This is a genomic window from Frankia sp. Mgl5, assembly GCF_023242985.1.
In the GTDB taxonomy this organism is placed as follows: domain Bacteria; phylum Actinomycetota; class Actinomycetes; order Frankiales; family Frankiaceae; genus Parafrankia; species Parafrankia soli.
Genome location: NZ_JALKFY010000066.1, coordinates 1 through 289, shown reverse-complemented (window position 1 = coordinate 289; position 289 = coordinate 1). Strand labels below are relative to the sequence as shown.

Annotated in this window: 1 pseudogene; it reads right to left on the bottom strand. The window is 56.7% G+C overall.

The window, feature by feature from the left end:
* Positions 1-289 (bottom strand): annotated as a pseudogene (locus MXD62_RS08385) (DNA helicase RecQ); the annotation flags it as partial.

Sequence of the window (289 nt, the reverse complement as noted above, 5' to 3'; positions counted from 1 at the left end):
CCCTTGCGAACGGACAAGATCAGATTGTCCCGGCCAAATCCGGTGATGAAAAGCTCCTCATCGACAAGCGCAAGCTGTTTGCGGATGTCCGTCATCACTTCGGGGGTGGCAGTAGCCGTCAACGCCGCCACGACTGGCCTATGCGGCAGCGATTGAATAAAACGGGAGACCGCCAGATAGCTGGGACGGAAATCATGCCCCCATTGGGAGACACAGTGTGCCTCATCCACGGCGACAAAAGAAACGGGAAGCTCCTCGATCAAAGCGAGATAGCTTTCCGACTCCAGCC